Source organism: Chryseobacterium suipulveris (genome assembly GCF_022811685.1).
Lineage (GTDB): Bacteria > Bacteroidota > Bacteroidia > Flavobacteriales > Weeksellaceae > Kaistella > Kaistella suipulveris.
The window spans coordinates 588,678-609,772 of the sequence record NZ_CP094532.1 but is presented as its reverse complement, the minus strand read 5'-3'; the positions used below and the strand labels follow the sequence as shown (position 1 = coordinate 609,772).

The following is a 21,095-nucleotide window of genomic DNA, read 5'->3' as shown; positions in this document are numbered from 1 at the left end:
CCCATTTTAATCATTCACAAAAATCTCCGTCTTTTTCGTTCTGTTGAAAATCCAGAAGATAATCGGGAATATCAGTAATGTCAAAACTGTTGCGGTAACCAAACCACCGATGATGACGATTGCCAATGGTTTCTGCGATTCGGAGCCGATTCCGGTAGAAAGCGCTGCAGGCATCAAACCGATCGAAGCCATTAATGCGGTCATTACGACGGGTCTTGTTCTCACCTTCACTCCTTCTAAAATTCCTGCGGCAACGTCCATCCCTGATTTGATATTCTGGTGGAATTCCGAAATCAGGATCACCCCGTTTTGGATACAGATCCCAAAAAGCGCGATAAATCCAACCCCCGCCGAAATCCCAAAATTCATCCTCGTTAAATGGAGCGCGATGATTCCGCCGATTAGTGCAAAAGGTACATTTGCCAATACCAAAAGTGAATCTTTCAAGTTCCCAAACAGAATAAACAGCAGGAAGAAAATCATGACCAAACTGATCGGAACCACTTGTCCTAAACGTTTTGTGGCTCTTTGCTGGTTTTCGAACTGGCCGGTCCAACCGATCGTGTAACCGTCGGGAAGTTTGATCTGGGCAACTTTTTTCTGAGCTTCGGCAATCGTGCTTCCCAAGTCGCGGTCACGGATCGAGAATTTAATACCGATATACCTTTTGATATTGTCGCGGTAAATAAACGCGGCACCGTTGTCGGAATGGATTTCCGAAATTTCCCTTAAAGGAATTAGTGTTCCGACTTGCGTAGGAACCATCAGTTGCGCGATGTCGTTTTCATCTTTTCTGTACTCTTTTGCGTAGCGGATTCGGATGTCGAATTTTCTTTCTCCATCGAAAAGTTCGGAGGCAGTTTTTCCACCGAAAGCCGTTTCCAACACCGACTGCGCATCAGAAAGTGCAACTCCGTACATCGCCATTTTATCGCGATCCAGAACAACGCTTACTTCGGGTTGACCAATATTTTTGATGATTCCTGGCTCTTTAACACCGTCCACATTTTTGATGATATTGAAAACCTGTTTTGCGTATTTATCGAGGGTATTGAGATTATCCCCGTAAATTTTCACCCCATTTTCCGCCTTGAAACCAGCGACAGCTTCTGCCACGTTATCAGAAATCGGCTGCGAATAATTAAACGTAATCCCTTGATATTCTTTCAGTTTTCCGTCGATTTCCTCAATGAGCTGATCCATCGTAATTTTTCTGCTCCATTCATCTTTAGGTTTTAGGTTGACGCCAAACTGCACAAATCCAAATCCGTTCGGGTCGGTTCCGTCGTTGCTTCGCCCGGTTTGTGCCAAAACTCCGGTAACTTCCGGGAATGTCAAAATCGTTTTCTTCAGTTTATCGGTAGTTTTCAGCGATTCGTTCAAACTGGTGCTCATCGGCATTTCTGCGGTAATCCAAAGTGCGCCTTCATTTAATGGAGGCAAGAATTCCGTACCCAGGAATTTGGCGGAAAAAAGTGTAACTGCCAAGAATGCGGATGCGATAATCAAGCTGAGCTTCTTTTGTTTAAAGGTGATGTTGAAACCCTTCTCCACAATTATTTCCCAAAAAAGTACAAATGGATTGTGTTTTTCCTTCACGTTTTTATTCAATAAAATATGTGAAAGCACTGGAACTAAAGTCAGCGTGAAAAGTAAAGCGCCCATTAATGCAAAACCTAAAGTAAATGCGAGCGGCGAGAACATTTTTCCCTCCACTTTCTGGAATGAGAAAATCGGGAGTAATGAGGTGATGATAATTAATTTAGAAAAGAAAATCGCTTTACCCAAACCTGTTCCGGTAGTTTTGATCCAACCGCCTTTCGCCAGTTTGTTGAAGCGTTCCATTCCGTATTTTTTCGCCTTGTGATCGAGCATTACAAAAACTCCTTCGACCATCACGACGGCTCCGTCAATGATGATCCCGAAATCCACCGCTCCGAGCGAGAGTAAGTTGGCGCTCATTCCCATCATCTTTAAACATAAAAATGCAAACAGCAGCGAAAGCGGAATAATAATCGAAACAATCAGCGTGGTGCGCCAATCCGCCATAAAGAGGAACACGATTACGGTCACAAAAACAATTCCCTCGATCAGGTTGTGCATAATGGTGTGCGTGGTAAAATCCATCAGCATTTCGCGGTTGTAGAAGGTCACGAGTTTTACATCTTTCGGTAAAATTTTATTATTCAGCTCCTCGATTTTGGCTTTCACCAATTGCAGAACTTCTACGGGATTTTCACCTTTTCTCATAACGATGGTACCTGCAACGACGTCGTCTTTATCGTTAAAGCCGGCTTGTCCCACTCTTGGTAAAGAACCTTCGTCAACAGTCGCCACGTTTTTCACCAAAATCGGATTTCCGTGGTCGTTTCTGATGGTTACATTTTCGATATCCTGAATGGTTTTCAACAAACCTATTCCTCTCACCACGTAGCTTTGCCCACTTTTTTCGATCACGTCACCGCCGACATTCAGGTTGCTTTTTGAAACCGCATCATAAACCTGTGAAGTCGTCAAATTATACTGATCGAGTTTTCTGGGATCAATGCTGAGTTCGAAAATTTTCTGCTGTCCACCGAAAACGTTGATATCCGCAACTCCCGGAATTCCCCGTAAAGCACGGTCAACAACCCAGGTTTGCAAAGTGAGTAATTCTCGCGAATCCTTTTTCGGGCTGCTCAAAATATATCGGTAAATTTCACCGGTCGGTCCATAAGGTGGCTGCACATCGGGTTCCGCTCCATCGGGAAGCGAAATGGTTCTGAGTTGGTTATTCACCTGCTGTCTTGCGAAAGCGTCGACAACACCGTCATCAAAAATGATTTTAATGATAGAGAGTCCAAACATCGTCGTACTCCGAACGCTGGTTTTTTTCTGCACCGAACTCATCGAAAGCTCGATCGGCGTTGTCACAAAACGCTCCACTTCTTCGGCGCTTCTTCCGTTCCACTGCGTGATGATCACGATTTGTGTATTGGTTACATCGGGGAACGCCTCGATCGGCATATTCTTGAAACTGATGAAGCCCGCAATCGCCAGAATTCCCACCCAAACAAAGGTAAACGCCTTGTTTTTAAGGGAAAAAGCGATGATATTTTTAATGAATTTGTTCATTGGAGAAATTTAGATTTTGAAGTTGAAGATTTTCGGTTTCGGTTATTCTACTTCTTACTCATTCAAACTTCTGTACAAAAGCAGCTGATTGGTGGTCACGATTTTGTCGCCCTCGAAGACTCCTTCCGAAATAAATGCTTTGTCGTCGGTTTGCTTCAGGACTTTTACTTCGTGTACTTTAATATTGTTTTGCGATTTGAAGACCACGACGAAATATTTGTTATCGTCAAAAATCATAGCCGATTTTGGAATGGTGAGTGCAGTCGTATTTTCGGTACTCGTTACTTTTATGGTCGCCTTACTTTCGGGAATCAGCGAGCCGTCGGTATTGTCGAGCACTACTCTTGCCTGCATCGAATTGGTTTCGGGGTCAATGATCTTAAAGATTTTGTCAATTTTTCCGTAGTAAATTTTTTCTGGATTAATGAGCGTGGAAACTTCCGCCTTCATTCCGATCGCGATTTTGTTGATGTCGCTTTCGTTCACATTCACGATCGCCCAAACGTTGGAAGTATTGGCAACATCGAAAATATTGTCGCTTCGGTCGCTTCGGAGCTGCATATCTTTATTGATGTTTTTTTGTACGATATAACCGTTGATCGGTGACGTTACCGAATAAATATTTCCGTTTCGCACGTTGTACACCTGACTCACCTGCTGCGATCTTCTCAGCTCATCCTGCGCTTTAGTGACCTGGCTTTTTGCTTCCAACACATCTTTTTCGGTGCTGAGTTTACCTTCGTACATTTCTCTCGCAACGCGCAGGTTGTTTTCCGCAACGGCTAATTCAGTTCTTGCATTACTCAAATCCCTTTGAAAACCAGCAACTTCCGTTGAACGGATTGTTGCCAAGACCTGTCCTCTTCGCACATAATCGCCCAACTCTGCATTCACCGAAAGTACATTTCCGCCCACTAAAGGATAAATGTCGATGTACTGGTTTCGGTCCGCTCCGATTTTTCCAAAGAAACGGGTTTCATCACTGATGTATTCTTTCTGAACTTCGGCAAACGTCATCCCTTTCATCATCGTATTGCTGATGACGAATCCTTTCTCCGCATGCTGCTCTTCCTTCTTTATTTCAGATTTTCCACAAGCGACGAGGATTATTGTAGTTAAAGCCAGTAAAATATTTGATTTTGGGTTCATTTAATTAAAGGTTTTGGTTTGGGTAAGTCGGTTGAGTTCTTCGGCTGAAATCAGGATTTGTTTCTGGATTTCAAACAGTTGCAGCGTTGCCTGTTTGTAGCTGTCCATAAAATCGGTGAATTCAATCAGCGTCACGTTTCCTCTTCGGAAATTCTCGGTCATACCTTTATATACGGTTTCTAGATCCTGGATGTCTTTCTGCGGCATTCGTTCGTACATTTGGTATTGGTTTTCCCACGTTTGATAGGCAGAAGTTACCGCGTTCATCAAGCTCAGTTTTTTGTAGTCGGTATTTTTTTGCGCCTGCTCGATCTGCATCTGCGCTTTTTTCACATTTCCCTCATTTCGTTTCCACAGCGGAATCGGAATTCCCACGCCGAAGTTGATTTCATTTTGGTAAAGTCCACCCGCTTGATTCCACTGTAAACCAGCAGTTAAGTCCGGAATATTCATCGACTTTTGAAGATTGTAATTGGCTCTGTTGTTTTCAATGGCCTTCAAACTGAAAAGATAATCAGCATTATTTTCGAGGGCTTTCTGTTGAAGTTCTTCCAGATTTTGAAGCGGTGCAGATCTCAGCAGTTCGCGTTCTTCCTCGATAGAGATTTCTGGTTCAATGGTTTGTGGATCACCTGTTAAAGTCATCATCGTTTGATTTAGGGCAACGATTTCGTTGTTGATCTGGATCCGGTCGTTGTTCAAACTTAAAACAATGGTGTTGAGACGAACCTGGTCTTTCAATGAAATATTTCCCTTCGCAGTCTGTACACGGTATGCTTTCAGAAGGTCATTCATATAACCCAACTGATTATCGATATTTTTGATTTTTTTCTGGTCGAAATAAAGGGAGTAGAAAGTTTCCCGCAGTTGCGCCTTTAAATCCACCAATAATTGGTTGAACTGAAGCTGCGCGAGTTCCTTGTTGGATTTTGCAAATTCCACCTCAAGTTTTCGCTTGCCTCCGAGTAAAAAAAGTTGCTGAACGCCCACACTTTTTGAAGGGCCAAGATTTAGAAAACTCGGTTTATTGGGATCAATAAGATTGGCCTGAAAACTCACCTGCGGCAAATCCCATATTTTTGCCTGCATGATATCGGCATCATTTACATCAATGTTGTACTGTTGCGCGATCAGCAGAAGATTGTTCTTAATGAAAGCTTCCTCACATTGCTGCAAAGTCCTGGATTGTTGTGAAAAAAAGAAGACCGGCGCTAAGAGAGCCAACACGAAAAATTTTCTCATCATTAATCATCGAATTAATGAGTGCAAAATTTCGGTTTTTACCTTAAAAGCGTCTTTAAATAAGATTAAAAAAACCTTAAATAGTGGGGGAAACTAAATGCGTGTTTAGATTTTCAAAATAAACTTAAATTTGATTATCCCTACCCAAAAAACCTGCCTGTCGGCAGACAGGGAGCAAATTTATGTTTATTTTGAAGGAAATTTTTCACCCTTTAGTTCCGATAATTATCGGAAGGGGTAAAAGAAAATTTCCGGCAAAATTTTTTGGATAAAGTTTAAACAAACTCTAAGTCAGCGGAAATTCTATAATAAAGATGTTGGAGTTTGGAGCTTCGGCTTGGTAAGAAATTTTGGCGTGATGAAAATCCAGAATCCGCTTGCAAATCCGCAATCCCAAACCGGAACCCGATTTCTGTGATGAAGTTTCGCCCCGCTTGAACGCGTTGAAAATCCTTTGTGAATCCTCTTCCGAAATCAAGTCGCCGTGGGATTTTATTTTTGCGGTAAGCATTGTTTCATTTTCGCCAATTTCAACCTCTACTTCATGTTTATGGGAATACAGACAGGCATTTTTGAATAGATTGATGAACACGATATCCAACAGCGGTTTGATTCCCTTCACAGTAAGATCACCTGAATCATTTTCTTCACTGATGTTGAAATTCAGCTCGAAATCGGGAAAGTTTTTTCTGACATTTTCGAAAGCATCAAAAACAACCTCGTCCATCCGCACATCGGCAAATTCTTCATTCAGGTGTTCCTCTTCCAATTTCGAAAGTAGAAGCAGCGAGTTCACCGTGTCGGAAAGTTGATACACTTCATCGGAAATTCCGCGGATGTATTTCTTGGTTTCGGGGTTTTCTTTGACGAGTTCGGACAGATTCTCCAGCTGAAACGCCATCCTCGTCAAAGGAGTTTTGATTTCGTGGGAAGCACTCGCCGTGAATTCTTTTTGGGAAGAATAGGATTTGTCGATCCTTCCGAGCATCGTGTTGAATACTTTTGCTAAAAGATTAATCTCGTCTTTTTTGTCGGTTTCGGGCAATCGGTCAGTTAAGTTACTTGCAGAAATCCGCGTGATTTTTTCCTGGAAAATATCCAGAGGCGCCATCATTTTTCTTGCAAAAAGAAAACTCAGAACCCAGACCAATGCGGAAGCAACCAAGAACGAAACGAACATCAAAGTACCGAGATATGACAATTTTTCCTTACCCAAAATGTCGGCAGATTCGATCAGGAAGTAATTCTTCTTAATTTTTTCTCCGTACACTTCACTGTTCTTGTCACTGTGGTACACCACACCGTCTATCTTCATCGCCTCCAAATCCGCGCGATCCCAGTTTACCGTTTGGTCCTTGAGACTGCTATAAATCAAATCGAATTTTTCGTTAAAAACCAGGATTTCTTCCTGCTGAATGGAATAAGTCGGCGTATTATAAATCTTTGACACGTCAACTCCTTTGTCTCCATCTTCGTCAAAATAATTGGCAACCGTCGAGATCCTGTCTTTCAGAATATCCACAAACTCGTCTTTTCGGAATTCAGCAAAAAACAGGTAAATAATGATCAGGAGCAACCCCAGAAAAACAGAAAAAAGCAAACTGAGGTTCAGCGCTATTTTGTTCTTAATGTTCATTTTTGAGGTTTCAGGAAGTAGCCGAATCCGGATCGTGTATGGATCATTTTCACATCAAAATCCTTGTCGATTTTCTTTCTCAGAAAGTTGATGTACACTTCCACCGTATTGGTATTGGTGTTGAAGTTGTGCTGCCAAACCAGTTCCGAAATCTGCTGTTTGGAAAATGTTCTTCCCGGATTTTCGGCAAGAAGCAGCAGCAGCTGGAATTCCTTCACGGTCAACGAAATTTCTTTTCCACCACGAAAAACTTTCTGCTCTGTTTTATTGATGTTCAAATCATCGATGGTAATTGTTTCGTCAGTGGCGGTGTTGGACGTACTTTTTCTCCGAAGATGGGAGTTCATCCTCATCAGCAGTTCCTCAAACTGGAAAGGTTTTACAAGATAATCGTCTGCAAGTCGGTTGAAAGCATCTTTTTTGTCGGAAAGATCACCGTAAGCAGAAATCATGATGATAGGCGTGTTCTTGTCTTCTTCCCTGATTTTTTCGCAAACATCTAACCCGTTGATTTTCGGTACATTAATATCAAGAAGGTAAATATCATACTGGTTCTGCCGAAGTTCCCGCAGAAAGAGGTCCCCGTCGTAAACCTTCTTCACCTCGAAGTTGTTGTTTTCCAAAAATTTGCTCAGCTCGGCGGAAAGGATCAGGTCGTCTTCCAATAAAAGGATCTTCATTTGCAAAGAATTTACAACAAAAATAAGGAATTTATAAAAAAAAATCTCCCATAAAATGAGAGATTTTCTACAGAGCCAACTATGAGATTTGAACTCACGACCTCTTCCTTACCAAGGAAGCGCTCTACCCCTGAGCTAAGTCGGCAATTCATTCAAAATTCCTGATTCAAAAATCAAGATTTCAATTCGGAATCTTAAAAAAAAATCACAAGCCGTTTGTTGGTTGTGATTTCTGTGAGCGGAAGACGAGGGTCGAACTCGCGACATTCAGCTTGGAAGGCTGACGCTCTACCAACTGAGCTACTTCCGCATTTTGTTTACAAAATTGGTTGGTAAACGGTTTGCAAATTTAAAACTAATTTTTCGATTTGCAAATATTTTTTCATAAAATGTGGGGAGAGCAGGATTCGAACCTGCGAAGTCGTAAGACAACAGAGTTACAGTCTGCTCCATTTGGCCACTCTGGAATCTCCCCAATTTTACAAAAATGAGCCTCCTGAGGGATTCGAACCCACGACCCCGAGATTACAAATCACGTGCTCTGGCCAACTGAGCTAAGGAGGCAAAATAGATTTCAAAAGAACTTCTTATCTCTTTTTGCGAGTGCAAATATAAGGGAGTTTTTTTGAAATCTACAAATAAATTTTAAAAAATTTTGGCACTATGCTTTAAGCGAGCTCTTTCTTCTTGATTAGCAGCTTTTTAGCAGTTTCAGCACACAGATCGATGCTTTCTTCAAATGACGCCGAAGTCTTTTTCACCACGATATCGTCACCAGGAACTTCAAGCTTGATTTCTGCAGTTTTGTTCTCTTTCTCGTTATTGTTTTCAACTTTCAAGAAAACCTGTACGCCGTGGATTTTATCATAAAAAGTTTCGAGTTTGCCTAATCTTTTTTCTAAATACTCTTCAAGTGGTGCATGTGGTGTCAATCCCATTGACTGAACTTTAATTTTCATAATCTACATTTTTTTTGCTCTCGGATGAGCGCTGTTAAACACTTTTTTAAGTTGCTCGATATTGGCATCCGTGTAAACCTGCGTTGATGCAAGCGACTGATGCCCCATCAACTTCTTCACTTTAGAAATTTCAGCCCCATTTCCTAAGACGTGCGTCGCAAAACTGTGCCTTAAAATATGGGGACTCTTTTTCTTCTTTGAAGTAACAAGACTAAGGTAAGAATTAACTGCAGAATAGACAAATTTGTCGTAAAGTTTTTTGCCTTTTTCGTTAACAAAAAAATACAATTCGCTTTCTTTCAGCGGTTTTCTTTCCTCTAAATATTTTTCGAATTTTTCGATAAGCGAGTCAGAAATCGGGATGATTCGCTGCTTGTTTCCTTTGCCGATCACCTTTATTTCACCTTGGTTAAGATCGACGTTTTCTAAAAGCAGATTGATCAGTTCGGCACGACGCATTCCGGTTTGATATAGGGTTTCGATGATAAGCTCTTTCAGAAATGAGCCGCCTTTTGGAATATTTTCAATGATCGAAAGATTATCCATTTCCTCTCGCGAAAACGGAACCTGCTTATCGGCATAAAATTTAAGTGACTGGACACTTTCAACGGGAGAAACCTCGATTTCGCCGACCTTTAATAGAAAGTGATAAAAACTCCGAAGCGACGAAAGCTTTCGGTTAATGGAACGCTTGGAGATTTTTTTCTCACTCAGCTCCACCATGAAGTTGCGGATGATTTTCTTTTCAACCTTCGAAAAGTCCTGGTGCGATTCTGTATCAAGCAGAAAAACCGAGAAGTCCTTCAAATCCTTTTCATAGCTGATCACCGTGTTTGGCGAGTAGCGTCTTTCAACAGAAATGTATTCCAAAAACCGTTCAACCATAGTAAACAAAAAATCACTCTTCAAATATAACTATTCGAAAAGTGATTTTAGTATTTCGTGTAGAAAATTTCGGCTTATGCCTGCTCTTCCTTGCTCAGATTTCTCTGTTTGTGGGCAGCTTTCAGGTTTGCCTGTCTTTTTGTTACAGACGGCTTAATGAACTGTTGTCTGCTTCTTAAAGCTCTTACAACACCTGTTTTGTCGAATTTTCTTTTGTATTTTTTTAGTGCTCTGTCGATAGCTTCGCCATCTTTTACTGGGATAATTAACATATTTTACATCTCATTTTGGATTGCAAAAGTAAGATTTTTTTCGGGAATGGCAAATTATTTTTTATTTTTATAAACTCTTATTATCAAGAAAGCGACATCTCAAAAATTTATTAATAAAAAGTAGATTTCTTACCACCTGCTCTCCAGTAGTGCCTATGACGCTACTAATGAAAAAGATTTCTCATCACCTGCGGTGTTTCGAAATGACGGACGCGTTTTATATTAAAGATGGGGATTTAGCGGCGGCTTCGCCGCCGCTAAATCCCCACGCAACCCCAAAATGATGACGAGTCATCCCGAGCGAAGCGAGGAATCTCATGAAAACAGAAGTGAAAAATCTGATTATTTACAATGTGATTCATTAAAAAGAAACAAAAATGAGCAAAATAGGATTCATCTATAATGACAAACAAAAATCGCACAACACTTTATGTTGGCGTAACAAACGACTTGCACAGAAGAATTTACGAACATAAAAACCATTTGCTTAAAAACTCCTTCACCGAAAAATACAACCTTGAATATTGCATTTATTATGAGGAGTTTCAAAGTATCGATTTAGCAATCACGAGGGAAAAAGAGATTAAAAAATGGAACCGACAGAAAAAAGAAAACCTCATCAATAAAGTAAACCCTCAATGGGAAATTTTGGTAACTGAAAACGGTTTTATAAGTAGAAAGTTATGATTTTCAGAACAGGTTAAAAATAATCCACGAATTCAAATCTAAAAATTAGCGATGAACCACAACTACACCGTCATCAATGCTTCCGCGGGATCTGGCAAAACCTATTCATTGGTTCAAAACCTGCTCGCAATCTGCCTGAAATATCCTGACCAACACGAAAAAATCAGGAATATTTTGGCGCTCACCTTTACCAATAAGGCGGCAAATGAAATGAAGCACCGCATCATCGAGTGGTTGAAAAATTTCATTAAACCCGATTATGAAAACAACGATGACCTGCTCGGAATTCAGCAAAAACTTCAAAACGGGGGAGTCCATGTCTCGCTTGAGGAACTGCATCTCCGCTCAAAAAAAACACTCGATTACCTTCTTCACCACTACTCGACTTTAAATATTGGCACGATCGACAAGTTCAATTCGCGACTGGTGCGGAGTTTTTCACATGAGTTGGGTTTGGCGCAAAACTTTAATTTAGAAATCAATCCCGAACCTTTTCTGATCGAGGCGGTCGATAAGATGCTGGATGAAATCGGCGGTGAAAATACCATTTCCGACGCGTTTATGGATTATGTGGATTACAGCTTGGAAAACGAGGACCGCATCAATCTGAGCAAAGCGCTTTATGGCTCTGCGAAGGAATATGTGCAGGACAAACATTTCTTCCAACTTGACAAAAACAGGGATTTCGATTGGGAATCGTATGAAAATTCCAAGAAAAATTTACGACAGAGTATCAAGAATCTGAGGGAAGATTCCGTTAAAATCGCCAAGGAAACTTTGGACTTGCTTAAAGAAAAAAACCTCAGCGCAGATGATTTTGCACGTGCAAGCGGAGGAACCATCGGCAAATTCTTCGAGAATGTTCTGGGACATTTTATTAATAAAGACAAATTCCCATTTCCAACCGACGAAGCTGCTGTGCAAGAAAATTACAGAAAAGGCGCATCATCCAAAGCAAAAAACAGACAAAATGAAATCCTCGAAATCATTGACTATCTGATCGATAACCGTCAGAAAATCATCGACAACTACATCTTTCAAAAAAAGAAGGAAAAAATTCTGGGAGCTATTCTACCTTTAAAAGTAAACAAGGAAATTCAGGACAAGCTCGCCGAAATCGAGGAAGAAAACGACCTAGTTCTACTTTCGAAATTCAACGTCCTAATCCATGAAAACCTTCGCAAAGAACCTTCAGCGTTCATTTATGAAAAGGTGGGAACTCAATTTTCCCATTACTTTTTTGATGAGTTTCAGGACACCTCCTTGATTCAATGGAAAAATTTTCTGCCGTTAAGAGATCACGCCGTTTCGCAGGAAAATATGACCTTCACTTTGGTCGGCGATCCGAAACAGAGCATCTACCGTTTCCGTGGCGGCGATTCGCAGCTGATGCTCGACATCATTAACAAGAAAGAAAAAACACAAACTTTCGCACATCCTGAAAATCTTAAAAACAATTGGCGAAGCGCAAAAAATATCGTGAAATTTAACAACGAGCTGTACCAGTTTATGGCGCAGTTTACGGAGGAAGAACACCGAAAAATCTTTGCCGATTCCCATCAAACGGCAAAATCAGATTTTGACGGCAGAGTTCGCATCAACCTCATCGAAAACGCAACCAAAGCAATTTATTACGAAGAAGTCGCGGCGAAAATGCAGGAAGATATCCAATCATGTTTGGACAACGGTTTCAAGTTTTCGGACATCACGATTCTTTGCCGTGGGAATTTTGACATTTTCAGTTATTCGCAGCTTCTCGGGAATTTGAAAGTAAACTATAACGGTGAGGAAGTTTTCATTAAAACCATCTCGGAATCCGGACTCACGCTGAATCTTTCGCCGACACTTCTGGCTTTGACGGAATTTCTTCGCTGGGAGCAACACCCGAAAAACTTTCAGTTTCCTGTGAAAATGCTTTATTACCTGAAAATTTCGGGGAGAATCGCTGTGGAAGATTTCACGACCGAAATGCTTGAAATGTTGAAGCTCGGAAACAAGCCCGAAATGGAAAGTTTTATTGAAAACAAATATGGAATCCGACTGAAAAGCAACGACTTCCCTGAACTGAACCTCTATAATTTCGTGGAGCATTACCTTCAGGAGTTTTCGGTAAAGGATAAGGAAACCGATTTCCTTTTCAACTATCTTGAGATGGTTTTTGGCTATACTCAAAACGCGGGTTCGACACTGAAAGACTTCCTAAAATATTGGGACGAAGAAGCAGGATCGACGACGATTCAAGCATCAGAAAACCTGGATGCGATACAGATCATGACGATTCACAAAGCGAAAGGTTTGGAATTCCCGATCGTATTTCTGCCAATGGAAAACAGCAATAAAGACGGGAAATTCTCGAACTGGCTCGATCTGGAAAACGAAAACGGACTGGCTTCTGTGAACGTTTCCCCATTTGCGAAAGAGCTGGAAAACTACGATTCCGATTTGGAAAAATTCAACCGCGAGAATGTGTACCAAAATATGATCGACCGATTCTGCCTGCAATATGTTGCGACAACACGACCTGTCGAACAGCTTTTCTTCTATCTTGAAAAACCCAACAAATCCACAAACCATCTTGAGATTTATGATTTCATCACCGAAAAAATTCCGAAAACTGAAGCGGGAGAAGAAATTTCGTCGTTTGATCTATACGATGTTTCCGCGGAAACCCTAAAAAAACAAACCGTAAAGAAAAGGCCGGAACTCGAAACATTAAAAATCGACTTTAGTCCTGAAAAAGAGAAAAATCCTGACGCAATAAAAATTGCAACGCCATCAAAAAGTTACCAAAAACGCGTGGAGAAAGTTCGAATCGGAATTTTCACCCACGAAATTCTGGCGAAGATCAATTCTGCACAAGATGTTGAGAATGTCCTGGATTCTTATTTGATGGACGGAATCATCACTTCGGCTGAAAAAGAAGCGACCGCCGAAAGGATTTTCAGCATCATCACTAACGAAAAATATTCAAAATATTTTATTGAAAACCAAATGGTTATCAATGAAAAAGACATCATGATTTCCGAAAACGGCGAGTCGAAAATGTATCGTCCCGACCGAATCATCGATACTGGAAATGGTTACATCATCCTTGATTTTAAGACGGGCGACGAAGAGGAAAAACACCAACTTCAGCTTGAAACTTACCAAACGGTTTTGGAGCGATTGGGCAAAAAAGTGATCGAGACCGCGCTGGTTTATGTTTAAAAAAAAGAGCGGGAAAAAATTCCCGCCCTTCACACTTAAAAATAAAATTATGAACTTGTTTATTGTACCTGCGTACGCTTCATCTGCATATCTTTCATCATTTTGCCTCTTTTCTGCATATTTTCCTGTTTCTTAGCTTGCCATTTTTGGAATTGATCAGGAGTCAAAATTTGTTTCATTTCAGCTTCGTGCTGTGCTTTTTTAGCTTTCCACTGTTCCATTTTTGCTTTTCTTTCTGCCTGCATTTGTGGAGCCATCGCTTTTCTTTCCGCCTTTTTTTTGTCCTGTAATGCTTTGATTTGGGCAACCTGTGCGTCAGAAAGCCCTAAATCCGCCTGCATCATTTTCAATTTTTCTGCTCTCTTCTGCTCCATTTGAGCTGGGTCTTTCTGCATTTTTCCCGTTTGCTGCGCCATTGCAAAAGTTCCGAATGCTACGAAAGCGGCGCTTAAAATTAACTTTTTCATTTGTTGAATATTTTGTTAGTATTGTTATTTGTCTTTTTGATGTGATTAGATCGGCTTAGTTAAAAGACTATTTACTAAAGTTTTGTTAAAGTCTCAAAAAAGGACTTTAGAAAGACAAAACACAATACTGAGAGATTTTTTGAATTATGAAATAAACCTAAATTTGATTACCCCGTCCCTAAAAAGAGCAAATTAAGGTTTATTTCATTGGGAATCTTAAGTTCCGCCATTGCCAATAATACCGAGAATTTTGATAACTCAGGAAACTATAAATCGAACTAAAGTTGATAAAAATGGTAAAATCTAAGAAAATCTTTCAACCGTTCTTCGAACGATTTCTTCGGTTTCATCGGGGAAATTTACTGGAACAATTTCATCGCTTTCAACCCAACTTTTGAGTTTGTGTGCAAATTCACTTTCCTTCCAGATCACGGGAACTCCCAATTTTTCCAATCCCAACGCGTTGCATTGCTGCTCGTATTGGTTGTGCATCGGAACCGCCAAAACCTTCTTTTTCAGAAACAAAGCTTCAGCTGGACCTTCGAAACCACCCCCTGTCAAAAGTCCAGTGGAATCGGCTAAAGATCTTTGAAACAGCTCGTTACTTACAGGAAAAATTTCAGCATTGCCTTTTTGATAGGATTCCGTGGAATGTTTGGAGAAAATCTGCCATTTGGAGTTTGGAATTTTATTGACCTGGTCGAGAATAAACTCATCGGAATAGGCGGGAAGATAAACCGTGTAATGACCCAAATCCCGAGTTGACAAATTGCGGATTTCGCTTCTGATAACGGGAGTGTTGATAAAGTCGTCGTATCTTTCAAAGTGAAAAGCGACGGGGTTTTTTGCAGGAGCATAATTATGCATGATCACTTTTCCCCAATGGAAACCTTTCAACTGTGGGGTTTTTGGGGAAAGATAAGCCGATTGGTGACTCATCGCGACAGATTTCTTACGCCTCCATTTACACGCCCAAGCTGTAACCGGCTCAAAATCATTAATGACTAAATCGTAATCTTTAACGGGAAGGTTTCTTACGTCTTTGATAAACTGCAAGGAATCAAACCGCCGCCAAGTCTCCGCAAAATCGACACCGCCATTTTTTCCGAAAACGAATCCAAATCCGTTGAAACGGTATTTCACGGGATCCTCCAAACCGACTTCCGCCTGTGTTCCGCTGATCAGCAGATCGACTTCGCCATGTTTTTTCAGAAAGGGAATGATTTCCCGCGCTCTGCTCACATGTCCGTTTCCGGTTCCCTGAATGGCGTAAAGGATCTTCATTTCACAAAACTAATATTTAATCTTTGCGAAACAAATCATGATCAAAAAACTTAACTAATAATTAATGTTTCGATTGTTTGTTATTTCCCCAAAACCTCCACAATCGGATTTCCAATATTTCCGCTTGGGAACTGTATCTTGAGTAAAGATGCGATGGTCGGTGAAATATCGGTCATGTTGTATCCCTTATTACTTTCGCCATTTTTAATTCCCCATCCCATAAAAATCAAAGGAATGCGGGAATCGTAAGAATTCCAAACACTATGAGTGGTTCCGGTTTTTGCGTATGGAGGAAGCATCGAATCGTGGGAAATCAGTTGGATGTCGCCACTTCGCTGCCAATTGTAACCGTTGATAATTCTTGTCTTGATGGGTTCAGGAATCGGCGCGCTTCCAACTTTTTTCAAATCGACGGCGAAGAGAACACTTTGATCTTTGTTGAGTTCATCCACCAAATAATTAGTCACCTCATCGGAATTAAGTTTGTTGTCCTTGATTAATTTCTGGTCGAGATAAATTTGGTAATTGTCCATCGCCATAATCATTTTCTCGGTTCCGAATTTGTCTTTCAGAACCTGGTTTAAAGTCTTCTCTGCATTTTCACCAAAGAATCCTGTCGCCATTTTATGTTCCTGCATAAATCCAACTGCATGTGCGCCGCCGTGATCCGCGGAAAGAAAAACGGTGTACTGATTTTTTCCCACTTTCGAATCAAGGTATTGGAAAAACTCAGCCAAATCCCGATCCAGACGGAGATAAACATCCTGCACTTCAATTGAGTTCGGACCGAATTTATGTCCCGCATAATCCGTTGAAGCAAGATTCACTGCAAGGAAATCGGTGATGTTGTCTTTGCCCAAACTTTCTCCTTCAATCGAAGCTTCTGCAACTTTCAGCGTCAATGTATTTCCGAAAGGTGTGTAACGGATATTGTCTTTTTTAAGCTGATAATCTGCGGCTAAATTACTGTAAGGAAAAGTTGGTGTTTTTGCACTTCCCAAAAGTCCTTCCCACGGAGAATTGTCGGGTGAACTTTCAGTGTATTGATTAATTTGAAGCAAAGTATTCCACCCGTTTGCAACTAATTTTTCTGGAAGGTTCTGCGCGTTGAAGTTTTTCAGCCATTGAGGCAAATCATTCATATAATAAGAGCTCGTCACGAAATTTCCGGTGGAATCATCAAACCAGAAAGCACCTGTAGGATTATGACCTGCCGGAAGAATCGACGCACGATCCTTTAAAGAAACTCCCACGACTTTTGCCTGGAAGTTCGTCGCCAACCGAAGTTCGTCAGTAATCGTTGTTGACCACAGATTTTTTGGCGAGTGGCTTCCTATTTTCACATTGGTCGTTCCCACCGGTTTTACATTTTCATCGGTGGTGCAATAAATGTTTTTGCCAGTAGATTTATCAGTCCAGTCGTTTCCCGCTATTCCGTGGATTGCAGGAACAGAGCCCGTGTAAATCGAAGTATGACCAAGCGCGGTAACCGTCGGAATATAGTCGATGTGTACATTGTTGAGCGAGTAACCCTGATTCAGCAACCGCTTGAAACCATCGTTGCCATATTTGTCGTAATACCGGTACAGATAGTCCCAACGCATCTGATCCACCACCAAACCTACTACTAATTTCGGTCTTTCTGATTTTGATGTTGAATTTTTTTGTGCATTGATTCCAACTGTGAAAAAAGCGAGGACTGTAATAATGGTCTTTCTGAACATTGAAAAAATTTTTGTTGATGCAAATTTAATCACATTCATCCTTTGTATTATTATTTTAAAATTATATTTGTCGAAATTGTAAATTATGAAAAGAAAAGAATTTTTACGCGGCGGTGCTCTTGCATTTGGCGGACTGCTCCTAAATCCATTCAGAGCTAAAGCCAACACAATCAAAGAAGAATTCGGGAGCAGAAAAGCCAAGAACATTATCTTTATGGTAAGCGACGGGATGAGTTCCGGAACGCTCAATATGGCAGATCTTTACTCCAGAAGAAAACTCGGCAAACCTTCCCACTGGATTTCGCTTTACGAAGAAAGTTTGGTAAACCGCGGTGTAATGGATATGGCTTCACTCAACTCGATCGTCACCGATTCTGCTGCTGCAAGCTCTTCGTGGGGTGGCGGAAAAAGGGTGAATAATGGCAGCTTGAACATCGGACCCAATGGAGAGGAATATTTGCCAATCCTTCAAAAATTCAAAAAAGCAGGCAAAAAAGTCGGCTGTGTCACTACCGTTCCGATCACACACGCAACACCTGCAGGATTTTGCGTCTATACCAAAAGCAGAAATTCACAGGAAGATATTGCTGAAATCTATTCCGATCTCGGTTTTGACGTGATGATGGGAGGTGGCCATAAATATTTCGATGCCGCCCAAAGAAAAGATAAGAAAGACATGTATTCGGTTTTCCGGAACAAAGGATACAGCGTGGCAAGAAATAAAACTGAAATGAATGCGGCCTCCAAGAACAAACCGCTCCTCGCAACCTTTGATGTGGACGGACTTCCCTATTCCGCAGATCAGAACAGCAGCAGTTTTATGAAAAACAATATTCCGACGCTCGCTGAAATGACCGACAAAGCTATCAATCAGATGAAGGACCACAGAAACGGTTTTGTGATGCAGGTTGAAGCCGGAAAAGTAGATTGGGCAGCTCACGGAAACGATATCGCGGGACTACTTTATGACCAGTTGGCGTTTGACGATGCCGTGAAAGTTGCCATCGATTTTGCAAAAAAAGACGGAAACACTTTGGTAATCATTACTTCCGATCACGGAAACGCAAATCCGGGATTAATTTATGGTAAAAATGTAAATTCAGATTTCGACAGAATTCAGAAATTTACGCAGACAAATGAGTGGATTCTTCAGGGCGTAAATCCTACAGATTCCGTTTCAACAATAAAAAACAGAATTGCACTAGCCAATGCGGGAATCAATATCAGTGATGATCAGGCAAGAGAACTTTTGGGTTATTACTCTAAAGCAAAAATGGAAGACGGCGTTTACAACCCGCGACATTTGCCTTTCAAACTTCTTGCGGATATTCAAAAAGCATACACATCTGTCGGCTGGATCAGCATGGACCACTCCGCAGATTATACTGAACTCGCAATGTTCGGACCGGGAAGTGATAAAATGAAACCCTTCATGAAAAATACAGATATGCATACTTTCCTACTGAAAGCCGCAGAAGTTGAGAATAAGTTTTAGAAGATGGGAGACGGAAGTCCGAAGTCCGAAGTCGGAAGAAGAAAAAAAACGCCTCGGGAAATCTGAAGCATTTTTTTATCTATCAAAAAACACTGAAATATGTTCTAAATTTCTGATTCTTCAATCCTTCAAGGATTAGGAAAAGCAAAAACGCCTCGGGAAATCCGAAGCGTTTTTTCTTTATCGAAAGGTTCTGAAATATTAGAATTTCAGGTCTCCGTTTACTTCTCTTACTGCTTGTGCCGCAGTTGCGAATTTTTCTTTTTCGGCGTCGGTCAAAGGAACGTCAACGATTTTTTCAACCCCGTTTCTTCCGATGATTGCAGGTACGCCAAGACAAATATCGCTTTGCCCGTATTCGCCATCAAGCATTAGCGAACAAGGAATCATTTTTTTCTGGTCGCAAGCGATTGCCTGAACCATCACAGAAACTGCTGCTCCCGGTGCATACCAAGCTGAAGTTCCCAAAAGTTTGGTCAATGTAGCACCACCAACTTTCGTTTCCTCGATCACATAATTTTGTTTTTCCTCGTTCAGGAATTCAGTTACAGGAACTCCGTTTCTTGTTGCTTTGCTCATTAGAGGAAGCATTCCGGTGTCGCTGTGTGCTGCGATTACCATTCCGTCAACATCTGAAATCGGTGCTTCCAAAGCTTCAGCCAGTCTGTATTTGAAACGTGCGCTGTCCAAAGCTCCACCCATACCGATAATTCTGTTTTTCGGAAGTCCGGAAGTTTTATGAACTAAGTAAGCAATGGTATCCATTGGGTTAGAAACTACGATGATGATCACGTTTGGTGAATGTTTTACCAAGTTTGCAGTTACTTCTTTCACGATTCCCGCGTTGATTCCGATCAGTTCTTCACGGGTCATTCCGGGTTTTCTTGGGATTCCGGAAGTGATTACGGCAACATCAGAACCTGCTGTTTTGCTGTAGTCTCCTGTTGTTCCGGTGATTTTGGTATCAAATCCGTTCAAAGATGCGGTTTGCATCAAATCCATTGCTTTACCTTCGGCAAAACCTTCTTTAATGTCAACCAATACAACTTCTGCACAGAAATTTTTCATCGCAATATACTCGGCACAACTTGCACCTACTGCTCCTGCTCCTACTACGGTAACTTTCATGATAATACTTATATTTAATTATTTTTTTAATGAATCAGAATCATTCGTCCAAATAGAATTGAAAAAAAATCGGACTTCCAAATTTACGAAATATTGATTGCTAAAACAATTTCATTCAAATAAATTTTATTTTTCTTCGTCAAAATAAAGTCGGTAATATTTCCCTTTTTCGTTCTGCCCGGTTTCTATTCTTTTGCGGTCACCATGGACGTAGATGTGGAAATTTTTATCAAGCTTAATCACACTTTTAAAGTAACGTTGATTCTTTTTTACCGCAGCAGAATTAATTGGAAATTCTTCCGAAATTGAAATCTGCATATCCTGCTCATAATCGGTCTTAAAATTCGCAAAGCTTTCTATGACGTTTTTATCTTCCAAAACTTCATTGGTAAATTCTTCAAAATCGAACTGCTCTTTTTCTTTAAAAAAATTGATGGATTTGTTGAGGAAATCGGCCTGGTCGGCTTTTGAAACCTCGAATTCTGTTGGCAATTGTTTGGTGATGAAATCTTTGTAAACTGCGAGTGTTTCTTGGGTGTGGAAATATTCGTCGTCGCGTTGTTTTACTTTTAGAAAATCTTCGAACCAATAATAGATGTCGCCGTTTTTGTTGTTGTCAATCACGGAGACTGCATAACCGGTCTCTTTGCCAGTATTATAAATCAACGCACCTTTATCCAGTTTTGAAAGTCCGATCCCATAATCTTTATCAATATCAAAAGTTTCATTCTTAGGATAAATTTTAAGAAATGGATTCCTATTTTCAGTTTTGAAGATGCCTATTTTGTCGATGGCAACCTCATTTTCCTGTTCAGCCTGACCTGCAAAATAACAGATAAACAGTTCTCCATCCTGAACACGCGGATTTTCTGTTGCATCATACAGATGCTTTGCAATATTTTCACTCTCAAAAATAAATTTGCTTCTGTTTTCAAAAATTTCAGAAACAGAACTGTAAACCGGATTGTTCACCAAATAAGTATCGCTGTAGAACTGGAATTGTTCTTCTGATTTAAATCCTTTCAGAAAAAAATCGGTCAGCAGTTCGTTCATATCTTCATCCAGCTGCAATTCTTCTTGCGACAAAACCAGCGACTCCTGATTGATTTTATTACCAACTTTATGAACAATGATATTTGAAAACATTCTTTAATTTTTAGAAGTGC

At 40.7% G+C, this 21,095-nt stretch carries 16 protein-coding genes and 4 tRNA genes; 3 read left to right on the top strand and 17 right to left on the bottom strand.

Annotated elements, in window-relative coordinates; translation table 11 throughout:
- Positions 1 to 6: 6 nt before the first annotated feature.
- The 12 genes from MTP09_RS02875 to rpsU form a co-directional block, all read right to left on the bottom strand.
- On the bottom strand, positions 7 to 3,114 hold the full coding sequence (locus tag MTP09_RS02875) for an efflux RND transporter permease subunit (protein ID WP_243550407.1): 3,108 nt from the start codon (positions 3,112 to 3,114) through the stop codon (positions 7 to 9).
- Positions 3,115 to 3,168: 54 nt separating this feature from the next.
- Positions 3,169 to 4,263 carry an efflux RND transporter periplasmic adaptor subunit gene (locus MTP09_RS02870; protein ID WP_243550406.1) on the bottom strand — a complete coding sequence of 365 codons (1,095 nt, stop codon included), beginning with the start codon at positions 4,261 to 4,263 and terminating at the stop codon, positions 3,169 to 3,171.
- A complete protein-coding gene (locus MTP09_RS02865) occupies positions 4,264 to 5,508 on the bottom strand; it encodes a TolC family protein (protein ID WP_243550405.1) in 1,245 nt (414 codons plus the stop codon).
- Positions 5,509 to 5,791: 283 nt separating this feature from the next.
- The gene (locus MTP09_RS02860; RefSeq protein WP_243550404.1) at positions 5,792 to 7,141 is read right to left on the bottom strand and encodes a HAMP domain-containing sensor histidine kinase; all 1,350 of its coding nucleotides are present in this window, start codon (positions 7,139 to 7,141) and stop codon (positions 5,792 to 5,794) included.
- Positions 7,138 to 7,821, bottom strand: coding sequence for a response regulator transcription factor (locus MTP09_RS02855; protein ID WP_243550403.1), 684 nt, complete (start codon positions 7,819 to 7,821; stop codon positions 7,138 to 7,140). Before MTP09_RS02855 ends, MTP09_RS02860 begins: the two co-directional genes overlap by 4 nt.
- A 73-nt stretch (positions 7,822 to 7,894) precedes the next feature.
- Positions 7,895 to 7,966, bottom strand: a tRNA-Thr gene (locus MTP09_RS02850).
- Between the two features lie 92 nt (positions 7,967 to 8,058).
- Positions 8,059 to 8,131, bottom strand: a tRNA-Gly gene (locus MTP09_RS02845).
- Positions 8,132 to 8,213: 82 nt separating this feature from the next.
- A tRNA-Tyr gene (locus MTP09_RS02840) sits at positions 8,214 to 8,296 on the bottom strand.
- 15 nt (positions 8,297 to 8,311) lie between these two features.
- Positions 8,312 to 8,385 (bottom strand) — tRNA-Thr (locus MTP09_RS02835).
- Between the two features lie 104 nt (positions 8,386 to 8,489).
- The gene (locus MTP09_RS02830; protein ID WP_243550402.1) at positions 8,490 to 8,780 is read right to left on the bottom strand and encodes an HPF/RaiA family ribosome-associated protein; all 291 of its coding nucleotides are present in this window, start codon (positions 8,778 to 8,780) and stop codon (positions 8,490 to 8,492) included.
- Positions 8,781 to 8,783: 3 nt separating this feature from the next.
- Positions 8,784 to 9,665 carry a tyrosine-type recombinase/integrase gene (locus MTP09_RS02825; protein WP_243550401.1) on the bottom strand — a complete coding sequence of 294 codons (882 nt, stop codon included), beginning with the start codon at positions 9,663 to 9,665 and terminating at the stop codon, positions 8,784 to 8,786.
- 74 nt (positions 9,666 to 9,739) lie between these two features.
- Positions 9,740 to 9,937 carry a 30S ribosomal protein S21 gene (gene rpsU, locus MTP09_RS02820; protein ID WP_243550400.1) on the bottom strand — a complete coding sequence of 66 codons (198 nt, stop codon included), beginning with the start codon at positions 9,935 to 9,937 and terminating at the stop codon, positions 9,740 to 9,742.
- A gap of 402 nt (positions 9,938 to 10,339) precedes the next feature.
- Here rpsU and MTP09_RS02815 point away from each other — a divergent pair, with 402 nt between their 5' ends.
- Together MTP09_RS02815 and MTP09_RS02810 are read left to right on the top strand one after the other, a co-directional pair.
- Positions 10,340 to 10,624 carry a GIY-YIG nuclease family protein gene (locus MTP09_RS02815; protein ID WP_243550399.1) on the top strand — a complete coding sequence of 95 codons (285 nt, stop codon included), beginning with the start codon at positions 10,340 to 10,342 and terminating at the stop codon, positions 10,622 to 10,624.
- 51 nt (positions 10,625 to 10,675) lie between these two features.
- Positions 10,676 to 13,831: a UvrD-helicase domain-containing protein gene (locus MTP09_RS02810; protein ID WP_243550398.1), complete on the top strand. Its 3,156-nt coding sequence runs from the start codon at positions 10,676 to 10,678 to the stop codon at positions 13,829 to 13,831.
- Between the two features lie 59 nt (positions 13,832 to 13,890).
- Here the strand turns inward: MTP09_RS02810 and MTP09_RS02805 are convergent, their stop codons facing one another.
- The 3 genes from MTP09_RS02805 to pafA all read right to left on the bottom strand — a co-directional run bounded on the left by MTP09_RS02805 (position 13,891) and on the right by pafA (position 17,306).
- Positions 13,891 to 14,298: a hypothetical protein gene (locus MTP09_RS02805; protein WP_243550397.1), complete on the bottom strand. Its 408-nt coding sequence runs from the start codon at positions 14,296 to 14,298 to the stop codon at positions 13,891 to 13,893.
- A 303-nt stretch (positions 14,299 to 14,601) separates the two neighbouring features.
- Positions 14,602 to 15,582, bottom strand: a complete 981-nt coding sequence (locus MTP09_RS02800; protein WP_243550396.1) for a glycosyltransferase family protein — start codon at positions 15,580 to 15,582, stop codon at positions 14,602 to 14,604.
- Between the two features lie 80 nt (positions 15,583 to 15,662).
- Complete coding sequence (pafA, locus tag MTP09_RS02795) at positions 15,663 to 17,306, bottom strand: alkaline phosphatase PafA (RefSeq protein ID WP_243550395.1); 1,644 nt, start codon at positions 17,304 to 17,306, stop codon at positions 15,663 to 15,665.
- Between the two features lie 85 nt (positions 17,307 to 17,391).
- On the opposite strand from pafA, the gene MTP09_RS02790 reads away from it, so the two are divergent.
- Entirely contained in the window at positions 17,392 to 18,801 is a 1,410-nt protein-coding gene (locus MTP09_RS02790) for an alkaline phosphatase (RefSeq protein ID WP_243550394.1), read from the top strand.
- A gap of 201 nt (positions 18,802 to 19,002) precedes the next feature.
- Here the strand turns inward: MTP09_RS02790 and MTP09_RS02785 are convergent, their stop codons facing one another.
- Both MTP09_RS02785 and MTP09_RS02780 read right to left on the bottom strand, forming a co-directional pair.
- Positions 19,003 to 19,929 carry a malate dehydrogenase gene (locus MTP09_RS02785; protein ID WP_243550393.1) on the bottom strand — a complete coding sequence of 309 codons (927 nt, stop codon included), beginning with the start codon at positions 19,927 to 19,929 and terminating at the stop codon, positions 19,003 to 19,005.
- A 126-nt stretch (positions 19,930 to 20,055) separates the two neighbouring features.
- Positions 20,056 to 21,075: a nucleoid-associated protein gene (locus MTP09_RS02780; RefSeq protein WP_243550392.1), complete on the bottom strand. Its 1,020-nt coding sequence runs from the start codon at positions 21,073 to 21,075 to the stop codon at positions 20,056 to 20,058.
- Positions 21,076 to 21,095 lie beyond the last annotated feature (20 nt).

Excerpts from the sequence above, each read along its gene's own strand:
- MTP09_RS02790 (WP_243550394.1), top strand. The coding sequence starts at position 17,392 with ATGAAAAGAAAAGAATTTTTACGCGGCGGTGCTCTTGCATTTGGCGGA.
- MTP09_RS02865 (WP_243550405.1), bottom strand. The coding sequence starts at position 5,508 with ATGATGAGAAAATTTTTCGTGTTGGCTCTCTTAGCGCCGGTCTTCTTT.
- MTP09_RS02805 (WP_243550397.1), bottom strand. The coding sequence starts at position 14,298 with ATGAAAAAGTTAATTTTAAGCGCCGCTTTCGTAGCATTCGGAACTTTT.
- MTP09_RS02810 (WP_243550398.1), top strand. The coding sequence starts at position 10,676 with ATGAACCACAACTACACCGTCATCAATGCTTCCGCGGGATCTGGCAAA.
- MTP09_RS02815 (WP_243550399.1), top strand. The coding sequence starts at position 10,340 with ATGACAAACAAAAATCGCACAACACTTTATGTTGGCGTAACAAACGAC.
- MTP09_RS02825 (WP_243550401.1), bottom strand. The coding sequence starts at position 9,665 with ATGGTTGAACGGTTTTTGGAATACATTTCTGTTGAAAGACGCTACTCG.
- MTP09_RS02860 (WP_243550404.1), bottom strand. The coding sequence starts at position 7,141 with ATGAACATTAAGAACAAAATAGCGCTGAACCTCAGTTTGCTTTTTTCT.
- MTP09_RS02800 (WP_243550396.1), bottom strand. The coding sequence starts at position 15,582 with ATGAAGATCCTTTACGCCATTCAGGGAACCGGAAACGGACATGTGAGC.
- MTP09_RS02870 (WP_243550406.1), bottom strand. The coding sequence starts at position 4,263 with ATGAACCCAAAATCAAATATTTTACTGGCTTTAACTACAATAATCCTC.
- MTP09_RS02785 (WP_243550393.1), bottom strand. The coding sequence starts at position 19,929 with ATGAAAGTTACCGTAGTAGGAGCAGGAGCAGTAGGTGCAAGTTGTGCC.
- pafA (WP_243550395.1), bottom strand. The coding sequence starts at position 17,306 with ATGTTCAGAAAGACCATTATTACAGTCCTCGCTTTTTTCACAGTTGGA.
- MTP09_RS02830 (WP_243550402.1), bottom strand. The coding sequence starts at position 8,780 with ATGAAAATTAAAGTTCAGTCAATGGGATTGACACCACATGCACCACTT.
- MTP09_RS02780 (WP_243550392.1), bottom strand. The coding sequence starts at position 21,075 with ATGTTTTCAAATATCATTGTTCATAAAGTTGGTAATAAAATCAATCAG.
- rpsU (WP_243550400.1), bottom strand. The coding sequence starts at position 9,937 with ATGTTAATTATCCCAGTAAAAGATGGCGAAGCTATCGACAGAGCACTA.
- MTP09_RS02855 (WP_243550403.1), bottom strand. The coding sequence starts at position 7,821 with ATGAAGATCCTTTTATTGGAAGACGACCTGATCCTTTCCGCCGAGCTG.
- MTP09_RS02875 (WP_243550407.1), bottom strand. The coding sequence starts at position 3,114 with ATGAACAAATTCATTAAAAATATCATCGCTTTTTCCCTTAAAAACAAG.